17 protein-coding genes are annotated in these 14879 nt (G+C 58.8%); 6 read left to right on the top strand and 11 right to left on the bottom strand.

Translation table 11 applies throughout. From position 1 onward, the window contains the following. Nucleotides 1-114: 114 nt before the first annotated feature. The 3 genes from treC to treR form a co-directional block, all read right to left on the bottom strand. Nucleotides 115-1770 carry an alpha,alpha-phosphotrehalase gene (gene treC / locus MKR05_RS21520; protein ID WP_044525203.1) on the bottom strand — a complete coding sequence of 552 codons (1656 nt, stop codon included), beginning with the start codon at nt 1768-1770 and terminating at the stop codon, nt 115-117. A 51-nt stretch (nt 1771-1821) separates the two neighbouring features. Further along, complete coding sequence (gene treB, locus MKR05_RS21525) at nt 1822-3240, bottom strand: PTS trehalose transporter subunit IIBC (RefSeq protein ID WP_023291762.1); 1419 nt, start codon at nt 3238-3240, stop codon at nt 1822-1824. A gap of 130 nt (nt 3241-3370) precedes the next feature. Then, nucleotides 3371-4318, bottom strand: coding sequence for a trehalose operon repressor TreR (gene treR, locus MKR05_RS21530; RefSeq protein WP_065812801.1), 948 nt, complete (start codon nt 4316-4318; stop codon nt 3371-3373). Nucleotides 4319-4498: 180 nt separating this feature from the next. Between treR and mgtL the strand changes: the two genes are divergently transcribed. Both mgtL and mgtA read left to right on the top strand, forming a co-directional pair. Continuing rightward, nucleotides 4499-4552, top strand: coding sequence for a mgtA regulatory leader peptide MgtL (gene mgtL / locus MKR05_RS27075; protein ID WP_219340445.1), 54 nt, complete (start codon nt 4499-4501; stop codon nt 4550-4552). Between the two features lie 145 nt (nt 4553-4697). After that, a complete protein-coding gene (gene mgtA / locus MKR05_RS21535; RefSeq protein WP_023291764.1) occupies nt 4698-7406 on the top strand; it encodes a magnesium-translocating P-type ATPase in 2709 nt (902 codons plus the stop codon). Between the two features lie 73 nt (nt 7407-7479). Here mgtA and ridA read toward each other — a convergent pair whose 3' ends face one another. From ridA to MKR05_RS21555, 5 genes are all read right to left on the bottom strand, one after another. Further along, nucleotides 7480-7866 carry a 2-iminobutanoate/2-iminopropanoate deaminase gene (gene ridA, locus MKR05_RS21540; RefSeq protein WP_002886926.1) on the bottom strand — a complete coding sequence of 129 codons (387 nt, stop codon included), beginning with the start codon at nt 7864-7866 and terminating at the stop codon, nt 7480-7482. Between the two features lie 152 nt (nt 7867-8018). Next, nucleotides 8019-8480 (bottom strand): aspartate carbamoyltransferase regulatory subunit, encoded by a 462-nt coding sequence (gene pyrI / locus MKR05_RS21545; protein WP_002886927.1) that lies wholly within the window; start codon nt 8478-8480, stop codon nt 8019-8021. Between the two features lie 13 nt (nt 8481-8493). Beyond that, nucleotides 8494-9429, bottom strand: coding sequence for an aspartate carbamoyltransferase (pyrB, locus tag MKR05_RS21550; protein WP_004206522.1), 936 nt, complete (start codon nt 9427-9429; stop codon nt 8494-8496). Between the two features lie 2 nt (nt 9430-9431). Beyond that, complete coding sequence (locus MKR05_RS27080; RefSeq protein WP_227650304.1) at nt 9432-9491, bottom strand: pyrBI operon leader peptide; 60 nt, start codon at nt 9489-9491, stop codon at nt 9432-9434. After that, nucleotides 9466-9570, bottom strand: a complete 105-nt coding sequence (locus MKR05_RS21555; RefSeq protein WP_002886930.1) for a pyrBI operon leader peptide — start codon at nt 9568-9570, stop codon at nt 9466-9468. The genes MKR05_RS27080 and MKR05_RS21555 overlap by 26 nt, the downstream gene beginning before the upstream one ends. Before the next feature lie 194 nt (nt 9571-9764). On the opposite strand from MKR05_RS21555, the gene MKR05_RS21560 reads away from it, so the two are divergent. Next, nucleotides 9765-10217 (top strand): YhcH/YjgK/YiaL family protein, encoded by a 453-nt coding sequence (locus MKR05_RS21560; protein ID WP_023291766.1) that lies wholly within the window; start codon nt 9765-9767, stop codon nt 10215-10217. A gap of 69 nt (nt 10218-10286) precedes the next feature. Here MKR05_RS21560 and argF read toward each other — a convergent pair whose 3' ends face one another. Together argF and argL are read right to left on the bottom strand one after the other, a co-directional pair. Further along, nucleotides 10287-11291 (bottom strand): ornithine carbamoyltransferase, encoded by a 1005-nt coding sequence (gene argF / locus MKR05_RS21565; RefSeq protein WP_048296511.1) that lies wholly within the window; start codon nt 11289-11291, stop codon nt 10287-10289. Continuing rightward, entirely contained in the window at nt 11261-11356 is a 96-nt protein-coding gene (gene argL, locus MKR05_RS27085; RefSeq protein WP_370736902.1) for a putative translational regulatory protein ArgL, read from the bottom strand. The genes argF and argL overlap by 31 nt, the downstream gene beginning before the upstream one ends. 98 nt (nt 11357-11454) lie before the next feature. On the opposite strand from argL, the gene rraB reads away from it, so the two are divergent. Next, nucleotides 11455-11877, top strand: coding sequence for a ribonuclease E inhibitor RraB (gene rraB / locus MKR05_RS21570; RefSeq protein ID WP_023291768.1), 423 nt, complete (start codon nt 11455-11457; stop codon nt 11875-11877). Nucleotides 11878-11934: 57 nt separating this feature from the next. Then, a complete protein-coding gene (miaE, locus tag MKR05_RS21575; RefSeq protein WP_023291769.1) occupies nt 11935-12699 on the top strand; it encodes a tRNA isopentenyl-2-thiomethyl-A-37 hydroxylase MiaE in 765 nt (254 codons plus the stop codon). Nucleotides 12700-12982: 283 nt separating this feature from the next. Here the strand turns inward: miaE and MKR05_RS21580 are convergent, their stop codons facing one another. Continuing rightward, a complete protein-coding gene (locus MKR05_RS21580; protein ID WP_023291770.1) occupies nt 12983-13486 on the bottom strand; it encodes a GNAT family N-acetyltransferase in 504 nt (167 codons plus the stop codon). Between the two features lie 185 nt (nt 13487-13671). On the opposite strand from MKR05_RS21580, the gene MKR05_RS21585 reads away from it, so the two are divergent. Beyond that, a complete protein-coding gene (locus MKR05_RS21585; protein ID WP_226327444.1) occupies nt 13672-14865 on the top strand; it encodes a YjgN family protein in 1194 nt (397 codons plus the stop codon). The last annotated feature ends 14 nt before the right edge of the window (nt 14866-14879 follow it).

Consider the following 14879-nt stretch of genomic DNA (forward strand, 5'->3'; position numbering starts at 1 on the left):
GATGGGCGCTGGCGATAAATGTAAATTTATCTGGCTGGAAAATAAGCAAAAATGCCTGGCGTTCGCCACCGGCGCCAGGCATGACCTTCTCATTTCGGGAGGGCAGGGGACACCTTACGCCTGCAGCCACCATACCGCTTCGAACGGCCGCAGCGTCAGCCCGGTTGGGCGGGGCGTGGTCTCGGCATAGTTGCTGATGATCATCTTCCACTCGCCCGGGGCGTCCTCAGGCTGCCAGGCCTGCAGGTCGCGGCTCAGGTTGGCGGCGACCACCAGCGTTTGTCCCTGCCACTGACGGCGATAGCACCACAGCGACGGATGGTCAGGCAGGAGATCCTGATAATCGCCCCAGGTCAGCAGCGGCAGGGTTTTACGCAGCGTAATCAGCTGCTGATAGGCATAAAACACCGAATCAGGGTCCGCCAGCGCCGCCTCGACGTTGATCTCCCGGTAGTTATCGCCAAGGCCGATCCACGGTTCGCCATCGCTAAAGCCACCGTTCTCGCCACCATGCCACGGCATCGGCGTGCGGCTGTTGTCGCGCGACTTGCTGGCAAGGATCGCCAGCAGTTCGTCCGGACTTTGCCCCTGCGCCGCACGTTCGATAAACATATTGTGGCTCTCGACGTCGCGATAATCGCTGATGCTGTTGAAGTGCGGATTGGTCATACCGATCTCTTCGCCCTGATAAATATAGGGCGTGCCCTGCATGCCGTGCAGCACCATCGCCAGCATCTTCGCCGCTGGCACCCGGTACTCGCCTTCGTCGCCAAAGCGCGAGACGATGCGCGGCTGATCGTGATTACACCAGAACAGCGCGTTCCACGCCCGGTTGTGCATCCCCTGCTGCCAGTGGCGGAACAGCGCCTTCAGCGCCACATAGTCCGGGCGGGCGAGGGTCCACTTCTCCCCACCGGGATAATCGACTTTTAAATGGTGGAAGTTAAAGGTCATCGACAGCTCGCGGCCGTCCAGCGCGGCGTACTGCTGGCAGTGTTCCAGCGAGGTGGAAGACATCTCGCCGACGGTCATCAGATGACGCGGCGTGAAGACATCGCGGCTCATCTCCTGCAGGAACTCATGCACCCGCGGGCCGTCGGTGTAGAAGCGGCGGCCATCCCCGTCCGCATCGCAGGGAAAGGCCTGATCCTTCGAGATCAGGTTGACCACGTCGAGGCGCAGGCCGTCGACGCCGCGGTCGGCCCAGAATTCGCAGACCTTTTTCAGCTCGGCGCGCACCGCCGGGTTCTCCCAGTTGAGATCCGCCTGCTCAATGGCGAACAGGTGCAGATAATACTGACCGCTGTCGGCATGCCACTGCCAGGCGTTGCCGCCAAACTTGGAGCGCCAGTTGTTCGGCAGGGCGTCCGGTTCGCCGTCGCGCCAGATATAGAACTGACGGTAGGGGCTCTCCTTATTCAGCGACTGACGGAACCACTCGTGTTCGGTCGAGGTATGGTTCAGCACCATATCCAGCACGATGCGGATCCCGCGGGCCTTCGCTTCCGCCACCAGAGCGTCAAAATCGGCCATCGTGCCGTAGGAGGGATCGATGGCGGTGTAGTTTGCCACGTCGTAGCCGTTATCCACCTGCGGTGAAACGTAGAACGGCGTCAGCCAGATGGCGTCGACCCCAAGCTTTTGCAGATAGTCGAGGCGGGAGGTGACGCCGCGCAGGTCGCCGGTGCCGCTGCCGGTGGTATCCTGAAAACTCTTCGGATAGATTTGATAAATAACGCCGTTTTGCCACCAGTGGGGGAGATGATTCATAGTACTTTCCTGCTGCAACGAGGGGCGCCAAAGGCGCCCCGAAAGAAGAAGTTAGACAATCTGCAAGGTGCCCTGACGGTACTTGCGCTGATACACCACGGTGGTGAGGATAATCGGCACCACCACCGCGATGGCCATCGCCATGGCGTACACCTGCCAGTAGCTCGGCTGGATGGAGAGGATCCCCGGCAGGCCGCCGACGCCGATGCCGTTCGCCAGCACGCCGTTCAGGCCGCACAGCAGGCCGGCGAGGCCGGAGCCGATCATCGCGCACAGCATCGGGAAGCGGTACTTCAGGTTGATACCGTACATTGCCGGCTCGGTGACCCCGAGATAGGCGGAGATCGCCGCCGGTACCGAGATTTCACGTTCATTCTGCTTGCGGCTGGCGATGATGATGCCGACCACCGCCGACGCCTGGGCAATGTTGGACAGCGCAATCAGCGGCCACACCGGGGTCCCGCCCATGCTCTGGATCATCTGCATATCGATGGCGAGGGTGGTCTGATGGACGCCGGTAATCACCAGCGGCGCGTAGAGGAAGCCAAACAGCGCGGCGCCGATCGGCGCGAAGCTGCCGGTTAACAGATGGCGCACTGCGAAGGCCACGCCGTCGCCGATCAGGCGGCCGAACGGACCGATAATGGCGTGCGCGAGGAATACCGCGAGGATCAGCGAGCAGACCGGCACAATGACCAGGTAGAGGTAGTCAGGCACAATGCGCTTGAGGCGCGTCTCGATAAAGCCTAAGGTCAGGCCCGCCAGCAGGGCCGGGATGACCTGCGCCTGGTAGCCGACTTTAGCAATGGTAAACAGGCCGAAGTTCCACACCTCCGGCACCTGCTGGCCGAGGAGATAGGCGTTCATCAGCTGCGGAGACACCAGGGTCACGCCCAGGACGATCCCAAGGATCGGCGTACCGCCCATCTTCTTCACCGCCGACCAGCAGATCCCCACCGGCAGATAGAAGAAGATCGCCTCGCCAATCAGCCACAGGAAGTCATAGATGGTTTTCAGCGACGGGTGCATCTGGGCCAGCGTCTGGCCGTTGCTCATGGGTAAGTCGCCGATGACGTTGCGGAAACCGAGGATCAGACCGCCGCTGATCAGCGCCGGCAGCAGCGGGAAGAAGATCTCGGCGAAGTGCGAGATCAGCTGTTCATGCCACTTCATATTTTGCCGCGCGGCCTGTTTGACCTGCTCTTTATCGGCGGAAGTCTGACCGGTGGTCGCCAGCAGGGCCTTGTAGTAATCACCCACCTCGGTGCCGATGACCACCTGGAACTGACCGGCGTTAGTGAAGCATCCCTTCACCATGCGCAGCTGCTCAATCTCTTTTGGTCTGGCGATGGCCGGGTCGTTCAGCACAAAGCGCAAACGGGTAATACAGTGGCTGACGGTGGCGATATTGCCGCGCCCGCCCACCAGTTCGATCAGTTTATCGATGTCCTGCTGGTTTACTTTGCTCATGATGAAGCCTCAAAAACAGAGGGGAGAGATGCCGTTTTTACCTTGAGGGCATCCTAACCGTTCCGCTTGATTTGCAAAATGGGAACGTTCCCGAAACCCGGCGACGATCACATAAATCGCCCGAACGAGATTAATTGAGGGCGGCGGGAATCACGATCTGGCGGGGATCGACGCTGCCGGCGATCTGCTCGATCAGCTGCCGGGCGGCCCGGCGTCCGGACTCGGCATAGCCAGGATCGACGGTCAATATTTCCGGGTGGAGAAACTTCATCAGCGGCGTGCTGCCGACGCTGGCGAGCTGCAGCGCATCGCGGCCCTGCTGCTGGAGATATTTGCTGGCGCCGAGGGCGAGGGTATCGGTGGCGCACACCAGGGCGCTGGTCTCGGCCGTCAGCACGCTGGCGACGGTGTCATACCCCTGCTTCATGCCCAGCCCTGGCAGGGCGGCGGTGGGCGTCAGGCGATGCTTTTTACAGAAGGCGAGGTAGGCGCGATGGCGGCGTTCGCCGGTGGTGACGTCGCTGTGCGGTACGCCAAGGAAGCTGATGTGGCGATGTCCGCGCTCGTAGAGCCGCTGCATCAGCAGCGTGATGGCCCCCTCGTCGTCATAGCACACCGAGGCGAAGCCGGGGGCGTCGCGGGCCATCAGCACCAGGGTGTCGCGCCAGGGAGCGAGCATCGCCTCGTCGATGCCGGTAAAACCGAACAGCACCACGCCGTCAATATTACGCCGGGCGAGCATGCCGAGATGCTCCTCCACCAGCCCAGGGGAGAACTGACTCTCCATCATAATCGGGTCGTAACCCTGCTCATAAAAGGCGGGCAGCATGGTCTGCACGGCGAGGTTTTCCGACAGCGAATCGAGACGGGTGACGATAATCGCCACCACTTTATCGCTCTGGCCGCGCATGGCGCGGGCGGAGCGGGAGGGCGAGAAACCGTGCTGCTGCATCACCGCTTCGACGCGCTCGCGGGTCCGTTCGCTGACCCCGCTCTCGTTGTTGAGGACGCGGGATACCGTTGATTTCCCTACGCCGCTTAAGCGCGCGATATCTTTGATGGTCAGCCGGTTCTGCATGCGGAATTCTCGTCAGGGTGGGTAGAAGTGAGCCTAATGCTACTCAACCAAACCGCAATGAGCAAAGTCTGGTTTACGTTCGGTTTAGTTGCGCGGGTTTATCATCGCCATTATTGCCACACAATCCTCAACGAGGGCGCTATAATCCGCGCCGTTTAAATTCACTTACCGGAGATAGTTATGGACCCCGATCCCACTCCTCATCCTCGATGGAGCAACCTTTCTTTCCGGTAAGCCTGTTTAACACTGCTTTACCGGAAAGCGTAAAGCAGTGACGTCCTTGATGTCCCTGCCATAAAAATAACATGCCTGACAGGTAGGTTTTGCTACGCCCGTCGGCAACGCTGCGTTCGCTTGCGCGAGCGCGGAGGGACTGTTTATGCTGAAAAATTATACCCGGCAGCTGTTCGCACAGCTTAGCCGCCATCTGCCACGCCGTTTAGTCCAGCGCGATCCGCTGCCGGACGCCCGCCATCTGGCGAGCGGCCCCATTCCTGAGTCGCTGGGCAAACAGTGCCTGGACGTGGCGGCGATGGACGACCAGGAGATCTGGCGCGCCTTTGACAGCCACCCTGAAGGGCTCAATGAAGGCGAAGTGGCGGCGAAAATCCTTAAACACGGCGACAACCAGATCCCGGCGCAGAAGCCCTCGCCGTGGTGGGTGCATCTGTGGACCTGCTACCGCAACCCGTTCAATCTGCTGCTGACGGTGCTCGGCATCGTCTCCTATTCCACCGAAGATCTGTTCGCCGCCGGGGTGATCGCCCTGATGGTGGGGATCTCGACGCTGCTCAACTTCATCCAGGAGGCGCGCTCGACCAAAGCGGCGGATGCGCTGAAGGCGATGGTGAGCAATACCGCCACCGTGCTGCGGGTGGTCAACGAGCAGGGGGAGAGCCGCTGGCTGGAGCTGCCTATCGACCAGCTGGTGCCGGGCGACATCATCCGGCTGTCGGCGGGGGACATGATCCCGGCGGACCTGCGTATCCTGCAGGCGCGGGATCTGTTCGTCGCCCAGGCCTCGCTGACCGGCGAATCGCTGCCGGTGGAGAAAGTGGCCCGCAGCCGCGATCCGCTGCAGCAGAACCCGCTGGAGTGCGACACCCTGTGCTTTATGGGCACCAACGTGGTGAGCGGCTCGGCGCAGGCCATCGTCTTCGCCACCGGCGGCCACACCTGGTTTGGTCAACTGGCCGGCCGCGTCAGCGAGCAGGAGAGCGAGCCGAACGCCTTCCAGAAAGGCATCAGCCGGGTGAGTATGCTGCTGATCCGCTTTATGCTGGTGATGGCCCCGGTGGTGCTGCTGATCAATGGCTACACCAAAGGCGACTGGTGGGAGGCGGCGCTGTTCGCGCTGTCGGTGGCGGTCGGCCTGACGCCGGAGATGCTGCCGATGATCGTCACCTCGACGCTGGCGCGCGGGGCGGTAAAGCTGTCGAAGCAAAAGGTCATCGTGAAGCACCTCGACGCCATTCAGAACTTTGGCGCGATGGACATCCTCTGCACCGATAAAACCGGCACCCTGACTCAGGATAAGATTGTGCTGGAGAACCATACCGACGTCTCCGGCAAGGTCAGCGAGCGCGTACTGCATGCCGCCTGGCTGAACAGCCACTACCAGACCGGGTTGAAAAATCTGCTCGACACCGCGGTGCTGGAGGGCGTTGAGCTGGAGGCCGCCCGCGGGCTGGCGGCGCGCTGGCAGAAAGTGGATGAGATCCCCTTCGATTTCGAACGCCGCCGCATGTCGGTGGTGGTGAAAGAGGAGGACGCCGCGCATCAGCTGATCTGCAAAGGGGCGCTGCAGGAGATCCTCAACGTCTCAACCCAGGTGCGCTACAACGGCGATATCGTGCCGCTGGACGACACCATGCTGCGCCGCATCCGCCGGGTCACTGACACCCTCAACCGACAGGGGCTGCGGGTGGTGGCGGTGGCGACCAAGTACCTGCCGGCCCGCGAAGGCGACTACCAGCGCGCCGATGAGTCGGACCTGATCCTTGAAGGCTACATCGCCTTCCTCGATCCGCCGAAAGAGACCACCGCCCCGGCGCTGAAAGCGTTAAAAGCCAGCGGCATCACGGTGAAGATCCTCACCGGCGACAGCGAGCTGGTGGCGGCGAAGGTGTGCCATGAAGTGGGGCTGGATGCCGGCGAAGTGGTGATTGGCAGCCAGATTGAAGCCATGAGCGACGACGAGCTGGCGGCGCTGGCGAAACGCACCACGCTCTTCGCCCGCCTGGCGCCGCTGCATAAGGAGCGCATCGTGACGCTGCTGAAACGCGAAGGCCACGTGGTGGGCTTTATGGGCGACGGCATCAACGACGCCCCGGCGCTGCGCGCGGCGGACATCGGCATCTCGGTCGACGGCGCGGTGGATATCGCCCGCGAGGCGGCGGATATCATTCTGCTGGAGAAAAGCCTGATGGTGCTGGAGGAGGGGGTGATCGAAGGCCGCCGCACTTTCGCCAACATGCTTAAGTACATCAAAATGACCGCCAGCTCCAACTTCGGCAATGTCTTCAGCGTGCTGGTGGCCAGCGCCTTCCTGCCGTTTCTGCCGATGCTGCCGCTGCACCTGTTGATTCAGAACCTGCTGTACGATGTCTCCCAGGTGGCGATCCCGTTCGATAATGTGGACGATGAACAGATCCGCAAGCCGCAGCGCTGGAACCCGGCCGACCTCGGACGCTTTATGGTCTTCTTCGGCCCGATCAGCTCGATTTTCGACATCCTCACCTTCGGCCTGATGTGGTGGGTGTTCCACGCCAATACCGTGGAGATGCAGACCCTGTTCCAGTCCGGCTGGTTTATTGAAGGGCTGCTATCGCAAACGCTGATCGTGCACATGATCCGCACCCGGCGCATTCCGTTCGTCCAGAGCCGCGCCGCCTGGCCGCTGTTCGCCATGACCCTGGTGGTGATGGCGGTGGGGATCGCGCTGCCGTTCTCGCCGCTGGCGGGCTATCTGCAGCTGCAGGCCCTGCCGCTGAGCTACTTCCCATGGCTGGTGGCGATCCTGGCGGGCTATATGGTGCTGACCCAAACGGTCAAAGGCTTCTACAGCCGCCGCTACGGCTGGCAGTGAGGGGAAGGTTTGCGGATGACCCCCGTAAAAAAGGCAGCCTGCGGGCTGCCTTTTTTCATGCCGGGGTTCGCGATCAGCGACGCACAGCGATGGCTTCGATCTCGATCTTCACGTCTTTCGGCAGACGCGCCACTTCAACGCAGGAGCGCGCCGGGAAGGTGGCGTTGTGCTCGGTGAAGAACGCTTCGTATGTGGCGTTAACGGTAGCGAAATCGTTGAGATCTTTGACGAAAACGGTGGTCTTGACGATATCGCCGACGGTGAGGCCTGCGGCTTCAACGATGGCTTTCACGTTGTTCAGCGACTGGCGCGCCTGCGCGGATACGTCTTCCGGAACGCTGCCGGTTTTCGGGTCGACCGGGATCTGGCCAGAGGTGATGATCATGCTGCCCAGGTCAACGCCCTGAACGTAGGGGCCAATCGCTGCTGGTGCATTTTCCGTCGCAATAGTTTTGCTCATGTTATCTCCAGATGAACTGAGTAATGTTACGCAAAATCATTCAGGTGGCCGCCAGGCGGTAAGCGCTGTGCCGCCGGCGCAGACGCCGCCTGAAGGACGAAGCGTAGGGTGGTAGCCATTATAGGGAGGCCTACCACCAATACCAACCGCATTTAGTTGGCCAGCACCACATAATGAGAAAACTCTTTTTCGCAGTATTTACATTTGAGTGCGATGTCATCAGCGCGTTTTTTTACTGCAAAACTGGAAGAAACCGGTTCGGCGTGGCTGATACAGTTGCTGTTCGGGCAGACCAGCACGCTGTCGATGCGATCCGGCAGGCTCGGGCGGGATTTGCCCACCACTTCGTAATCATCAATGCGGTTTACCGTCGCCTGCGGGGCGTACAGCGACAGCTGGTTAACCTGCTCGTCGGTCAGGAAGGTGTTCTCGATTTTAATCAAATCCTTGCGGCCCATCTCGCCGGAGGGCAGGTTCAGGCCGATGGTGATGCGCTGGTCGGTTTCGGTCAGTTTGAACAGGGTGAGCAGCTTAAAGCCGACCTGCGCCGGAATGTGGTCGATCACGGTGCCGCGTTTGATCGCTTCTACCTGCAGTTTATTGTCGTGTGTCATCTCTCATTTCCCCTTACAGTGCCAGCTCGCTATTCAGTACCAGTGCCAGTAACGCCTGGCGGGCGAAGATGCCGTTACCGGCCTGCTGGAAGTACCAGGCGTGCGGCGTTTTATCGACATCGGTGGTGATTTCGTCAATGCGCGGCAGCGGGTGCAGCACCTTCATATTGGCGCGCGCCCCTTCGAGGTCGGCGGCGCGCAGGACGAACTGCGCTTTGACGTTGGCGTATTCCGACGGATCCAGACGCTCTTTCTGCACGCGGGTCATGTAGAGAATATCCACTTCCGCCATCACGTCGTCGATGGCGCTATGCAGGCTCCAGGCGATGCCTTTTTCATCCAGCATATCGAGGATGTACTGCGGCATGGCCAGCGCATCCGGGGCGATAAAGTAGAAGCGGTTGCCGCTGAATTTGGCCAGCGCCTGGGTCAGGGAGTGGACGGTACGGCCATACTTCAGATCGCCGACCATCGCCACGTTGAGGTTTTCGAGGCGGCCCTGGGTCTCCTGAATGGTGAACAGGTCGAGCAGGGTCTGGGTCGGGTGCTGGTTGGCGCCGTCGCCGGCGTTCAGTACCGGCACGCCGCCGGAGAATTCGGTCGCCAGACGGGCGGCGCCCTCCTGCGGATGACGCATCACGATGGCGTCAACGTAGGTGCTGATGACGGAGATGGTATCCGCCAGCGTTTCCCCTTTTTTGCCCAGCGAGGTATTGGCGCTGTCGGAGAAGCCGACCACGCTGGCCCCCAGGCGGTGCATCGAGGTTTCAAAAGAGAGGCGGGTGCGGGTCGAGGCTTCAAAGAAACAGCTGGCGATAACCTTATGCTTCAGCAGCTCGGGTTGTGGATTAGCTTTCAGCTTTGCCGCCGTCGCCAGCACCAGTTCGAGGTCTTCGCGGCTGAGATCGTTTATGGAAATGATATGTTTTTGATATAGCGGGTTAGCCATGCTTATCTCCTGACGCCTGGGCAAAAAAAAAGCCCCTTAAATAAGGGGCTTCGGGAATCCAATGAGCAACGGAAAGAAAAACGGCAGGCCAGCGTCTGCATTGAGACGCGCTAAGACAGAATGTCGTACGCAATTGGCCATGCTTCCTCCCGGCAAAACGACTGGCATTATACGCAGACCGTTATGACGATCAAGCGATTCATTCACAAACAGGTAATCGTTTGCCTGCAGAAAAGTGCGCCAGCGCAAAGAACCGTGAAACTGCACTGGTATGGCAGCGACGATGGGGGTATAAAACGAAAAAATGAAATGTTGTTTTATATTTGAGGTAAGCGATGATTATTGGCAATATTCACCATCTGCAGCCATGGCTGCCTGCCGCGCTGCGCGAGGCTATCGAACACGTTATCGCCCATGTCAGCGAGGCGACGCCGCTGGGTAAACATGATATCGACGGCAACAACCTGTTTTATCTGATTTCCGAGGACACCACCGAGCCGCAGGCCGCGCGTCGCGCGGAATATCATGCCCGCTATCTCGATATCCAGATTGTGCTCCGCGGCAGCGAGGGGATGACCTTCAGCACCCTGCCGGCAGGAGAGCCGCAGACCGACTGGCTGGCGGAGAAAGACATCGCTTTCCTGGCGGAGGGGGCGCAGGAGCAAACGGTGATCCTTAACGAAGGGGACTTTGTGGTGTTTTATCCCGGCGAAGTGCATAAACCGCTGTGCGCCGTGGGCGCCCCGGCGAAGGTGCGCAAAGCGGTGGTGAAGATGCTGATGGCGTGACAAAGCGCCCTGACGAGCGGTATCCCGGATACGCGCCGAGCGATCCGGGATTTGACGGCGAGCGAAGGATTATTTGCTCAGCGTCGCCACCATCACCGCTTTGATGGTGTGCATCCGGTTTTCCGCCTGGTCGAAGACCACGCTTGCCGCCGACTCAAACACCTCGTCAGTCACCTCCATGCCGCCGTGCAGGCCGTAATCGGCAGCCATCTGTTTGCCCAGCGTGGTCTGGTCGTCGTGGAACGCCGGCAGGCAGTGGAGGAATTTGACCTGCGGGTTGCCGGTCAGCGCCAGCATCGCACTGTTAACCTGATAGTCGCGCAGCAGGGCGATACGTTCGGCCCATTTTTCCTTCGCCTCGCCCATTGAGACCCAGACGTCGGTATAGATAAAATCGGCGCCTTGCACCCCTGCGGCGATATCTTCCGTCAGGGTGATGTTGCCGCCCTGCTGTTTCGCCAGCGCGGTACAGGTTTCCACCAGCGCGGCCTCCGGCCAGCAGGCCGAGGGCGCCACCAGGCGCAGATCCAGACCGGTCAGCGCCGCGGCTTCCAGCATCGAATTACCCATGTTGTTGCGCGCGTCGCCGGCGTAGACCAGCGTCATCTGGTTAAAGGCTTTGCCCGGCAGGTGCTCTTTCATGGTCAGCAGGTCCGCCAGCAGCTGGGTAGGGTGGAACTCGTTGGTGAGGCCGTTCCACACTGGCACGCCGGCGTATTGCGCCAGGGTCTCCACCACTTCCTGGCCGTGGCCGCGGTACTGAATGCCGTCGTACATCCGTCCGAGCACGCGGGCGGTGTCCTTGATCGACTCTTTATGGCCAATCTGGCTGCCGCTGGGCCCCAGGTAGGTCACGCGGGCGCCCTGATCGTATGCGGCAACTTCGAAAGAGCATCGTGTACGGGTTGAGTCTTTTTCGAAGATGAGCGCGATGTTTTTCCCTGCCAGTTTCTGGACTTCGATACCGTTTTTCTTATCGGCTTTCAGCTTTGCCGCCAGCTCGAGCAGGGCGGTGATTTCTGCAGGCGTAAAATCGAGTAACTTTAAAAAATGCTTCTGGTAAAACGCAGACATGGTTCCCTCACCTGGCATAGGCCACTAATTGAATTAAAATTCAATTTATATGTATGAATATTCATTTGCAAGTCTGTGATCGAAATCTTTCACTGAGAAGTGGAGGCAATGACGGCGGTATGTGACAATAGGGATAACTGCCGCACATTATGAGGAACGAGCCATGGCAAACCCGGAACACCTGGAAGAACAGCGTGAAGAGACGCGTCTGATTATCGAAGAGCTGCTGGAAGATGGCAGCGATCCGGACGCACTGTACACGATTGAGCATCACCTCTCTGCAGACGATTTCGAAACCCTGGAGAAAGTGGCGGTGGAAGCGTTTAAGCTGGGCTACGAAGTGACCGAGCCCGAAGAGCTGGAAGTGGAAGAGGGTGAAGTGGTCATCTGCTGCGATATCCTGAGCGAATGCGCCCTGAACGCAGAACTGATCGATGCCCAGGTGGAACAGCTGATGACGCTGGCAGAAAAATTTGACGTCGAGTATGACGGTTGGGGCACCTACTATGAGGACCCGAACGGTGAAGAAGACGGCGAGGATGACGAAGATTTTGTCGATGAAGACGACGATGGTGTTCGCCACTAAGTCGCAGAAGATGTAGATGATACGGCGGCGCCAGCCGCCGTATAGCAAGGAACCTCCATGGATTACCCGCAGATACTCTCCCCGATTATCAACTTCCTGCACTGCCCGACGCCGCAGGCGTGGATTGACGAAGCCCGCAAGCCGGAAAACCTGCCGCTGCTGCTGACCGACCATATGGTGTGCGAACTGAAAGCGGCGCAGAACGCCATGCTGCTGGTGCGTCGCTACGTCGCGGATAAAGCCGACGCCGACGAGCTGCTGGCCTGCCTGAAGCCGTATGAAGACTTCACCTACCGCCGGGGGCCGGAGCCGGATTTTGTCGCCCTGCATAAGCGGATCAACAAAAGCGCCATGCCGCAGACCGACGACCCGTGGGGCCGTCAGCTGCTGGACAGCATGATTTTGCTGATTAAAGAGGAGCTGCATCACTTCTGGCAGGTGCGGGAGATGATGCTGGCGCGCGATATCCCCTACGTCAAAATCACCGCCAGCAACTATGCCCGCGGCATGCGACGGGAGGTGCGCTCACATGAGCCGGTGATGCTGATCGATAAGCTTATCTGCGGCGCCTATATCGAGGCCCGCTCCTGCGAGCGCTTTGCGGCGCTGGCGCCGTGGCTGGACGATGATCTGCAGAAGTTCTATCTGTCGCTGCTGCGCTCGGAAGCGCGTCACTATCAGGACTACCTGGATCTGGCGCAGAAGATTGCCGGAGAAGATATCAGCGAACGGGTCCGCCAGCTCGGCGAGGCGGAAGCGGCGCTGATCCTCCGTCCGGAGGCCGAGTTCCGCTTTCACAGCGGCGTGCCGGCGGCGGCGTAGCCCACGCTGTTCGGCTCCCGTCGCCCCGGTCGCCACTCACGCCGGCAGTCTCAGTAGCCATGGGGAGAGAGATAGCGTTGAGAGCTTCAGCTCGCCATGGTACGGGCCGTAGGTCGGGTGAGGCGTTAGCCGCCACCCGACAAAAAAACGGCACCGCGAGCACGGGTAAGGTGCTAGCGGTGCCATCCGGGACATACCCCGGCTCGCGCTACGCTTAGCCGGGCTACCGAACTGTAGCCCCGGTAAGCGTAGCGCTACCGGGGACGCCTGGGATATCGAGGCGTTACAGCATTTTCAACATCCGCACTTCGCAGTCCACGTGGCCGGTGCAGCCCAGCGGACCGTCAATATGTTCGAAGCCAAGATGCTCATATAAGCCGATCGCCTCCGTCAGGAAGGCGGTGGTTTCCAGATAGCAGCGTTTAAACCCTTGCTCGCGGGCGTAGTCCAGCGCCAGCAGCGCCAGCTTCTTCGCCAGCCCCTGGCCGCGGGCGCTGGTCATGAAATACATTTTCTGCAGCTCGCAGATATCCGGCTCGCTGCAGGCGAGCGGCGCGACGCCGCCGCCGCCAACCACTTCTCCCTCTTTCTCCACCACCCAATAGGCCGAGCCCGGCTGGCTGTACAGCTCATACAGCTCATCGAGATTCGGGTCGGCGACCGTATAGCCTTTATCGGCGGTCAGGCCATATTCTGCGGATACCTGGCGGATGACGGCCGCTATCGCAGCGTTATCCTGTACCGCGATACGGCGTAAAGTAAAGGTCTGTGGCGCGGCAAGATTCATAGAATCACTCAATTTTAGCTTAAATAACCATATATTTCTTTAATACCATTATTCGTTTACAGGCGCAAGGTGCGCGTGAAATGTATTGCCGGGAAAATTCAAAATAATATATTCTGCTCTCTTAATGCCGATGCGCATTATTTATTATTTTTATATATGGTTTAAAGTACAAGGACGACTTTTTTATGAGTATGATTTCAGGGCAATTGCAGCGTTCTGGCCATTCTTTTGTTCTTCATGGTCAGGTCGGGCGCTATTTTATTATTTGTCTGGTTAATATTATTTTTTCTGTAATAACTTGTGGGTTATTTATTCCATGGGCATGGGTACGGAGTCGCCGTTATCTTTGTGAGAATATGGAGGTTAATGGCGCCCGCTTTGCCTATCACGGGCGCGGTATCACGATTTTACTCAGCTGGCTATTGATATTTGTCGTGCTGGTTTTACTCAGCTTAGCGCTTGCCATTTTCTCTCCCGGTAGCGAAGGGCTGGAGACGCTGACATTTCTTATCCTGCTGCCGGTAATGATAATTAAGGGGTTAAGCTACCATGCGACGATGACCTCTTTCGCGAATATTCGCTTTGGGGTTCAGTGTCATCTGCTGCGCGGATGGTGGATTATGCTCGGCTTACCTTTGCTGATATACGTGCTAACAGCGGTGGTGTTCGCCATGCTGGGAAGTCGGCTCTTTTACAATGGCCTAAATAGCATGCTGCTGGGGATCGTTGTTCTGCTTTTGCTGGCGCTAGTTATTATGGCAATAACCAGCGGTGTGGTTTACAGCCACTGGCTTGATCTCATCGGCAAAGGCGCAACCTTAGGCAAAAATAAATTTAATATTTATGTGAGTACTAAGCGTTGTGTGGTGATTTTTTTATGGGCAACGGCGATTTTGTTGCCGTTTATCATCATTTTTATTGGCTTTTTATTTTCCGCATTCGCTCAACTGCTGACGGGCTGTATGTTTGGTCTGTGCAGTGAAGGTTCGGCACTGTTTATGGCATTGCGGCATCTTGGGGCGATATTAGGGGGATATATATTCCTCACTATCGGTATCGTGTTATCCATGGCATACCTTCGTGTGGCTTTACGTAATCACGCGATGAATAACCTGGTGCTGGGGGACAGCGTTCATTTTCGTTCCACCCTGACGTTTTTCGGTCTTGCTCCGCGTTTACTGGCGTTGACGTTTCTCACGCCGCTGACGCTGGGGCTGGCCTATCCCTGGTTTAAGATTGATTTGCTACGCTATATTGCTGAAAACACGACGATGGTCGGTGAGCTCGATTCGCTCGATCTACAGCCGGCGGCGCCACCGCAGCCGACGGTATCTGACAAACTATGCGGCGGTTTTTTTCCGATGCTGCCGTTCCTGTAATGTAAAAAGGCCGG

Source organism: Klebsiella sp. K5-204, assembly GCF_030128585.1.
GTDB lineage: Bacteria > Pseudomonadota > Gammaproteobacteria > Enterobacterales > Enterobacteriaceae > Klebsiella > Klebsiella quasipneumoniae.

Coding starts and splice junctions, on each gene's coding strand:
- MKR05_RS21580 (WP_023291770.1), bottom strand. CDS start 13,486: ATGAATCTTGCCGCGCCACAGACCTTTACTTTACGCCGTATCGCGGTA.
- treR (WP_065812801.1), bottom strand. CDS start 4,318: ATGCAGAACCGGCTGACCATCAAAGATATCGCGCGCTTAAGCGGCGTA.
- argL (WP_370736902.1), bottom strand. CDS start 11,356: ATGAATATTCATACATATAAATTGAATTTTAATTCAATTAGTGGCCTA.
- miaE (WP_023291769.1), top strand. CDS start 11,935: ATGGATTACCCGCAGATACTCTCCCCGATTATCAACTTCCTGCACTGC.
- argF (WP_048296511.1), bottom strand. CDS start 11,291: ATGTCTGCGTTTTACCAGAAGCATTTTTTAAAGTTACTCGATTTTACG.
- treB (WP_023291762.1), bottom strand. CDS start 3,240: ATGAGCAAAGTAAACCAGCAGGACATCGATAAACTGATCGAACTGGTG.
- MKR05_RS21555 (WP_002886930.1), bottom strand. CDS start 9,570: ATGGCCAATTGCGTACGACATTCTGTCTTAGCGCGTCTCAATGCAGAC.
- MKR05_RS21585 (WP_226327444.1), top strand. CDS start 13,672: ATGAGTATGATTTCAGGGCAATTGCAGCGTTCTGGCCATTCTTTTGTT.
- mgtA (WP_023291764.1), top strand. CDS start 4,698: ATGCTGAAAAATTATACCCGGCAGCTGTTCGCACAGCTTAGCCGCCAT.
- ridA (WP_002886926.1), bottom strand. CDS start 7,866: ATGAGCAAAACTATTGCGACGGAAAATGCACCAGCAGCGATTGGCCCC.
- treC (WP_044525203.1), bottom strand. CDS start 1,770: ATGAATCATCTCCCCCACTGGTGGCAAAACGGCGTTATTTATCAAATC.
- MKR05_RS21560 (WP_023291766.1), top strand. CDS start 9,765: ATGATTATTGGCAATATTCACCATCTGCAGCCATGGCTGCCTGCCGCG.
- rraB (WP_023291768.1), top strand. CDS start 11,455: ATGGCAAACCCGGAACACCTGGAAGAACAGCGTGAAGAGACGCGTCTG.
- pyrB (WP_004206522.1), bottom strand. CDS start 9,429: ATGGCTAACCCGCTATATCAAAAACATATCATTTCCATAAACGATCTC.
- pyrI (WP_002886927.1), bottom strand. CDS start 8,480: ATGACACACGACAATAAACTGCAGGTAGAAGCGATCAAACGCGGCACC.